Annotated in this window: 1 pseudogene; it reads left to right on the forward strand. The window is 75.3% G+C overall.

Going from position 1 to position 227, the window contains the following annotated elements:
* Window positions 1–13: 13 nt before the first annotated feature.
* A pseudogene (locus tag GTW08_RS04760) lies at window positions 14–227 on the forward strand (glycosyl transferase); the annotation flags it as partial.

Raw genomic sequence — 227 nt, forward strand, 5'->3', positions numbered from 1 at the left:
CGCGGCGGCCGCGCTGTACCTGTGGGGGCTGTCGGCCTCGGGCTGGGCCAACGCGTTCTACGCGGCGGCCGCGCAGGCAGGCGGGCAGAGCTGGTCGGCGTGGTTCTTCGGCGCCTCCGACGCGGCCGGTGGCATCACCGTCGACAAGGCGCCGGGTGCGCTGTGGCCGATCGGGCTGTCGGTGCGGCTGTTCGGGCTGTCCAGCTGGAGCGTGCTGGTGCCGCAGG

Origin of the sequence: Pseudonocardia sp. SID8383, from assembly GCF_009864975.1 — a bacterium.
In the GTDB taxonomy this organism is placed as follows: domain Bacteria; phylum Actinomycetota; class Actinomycetes; order Mycobacteriales; family Pseudonocardiaceae; genus Pseudonocardia; species Pseudonocardia alni.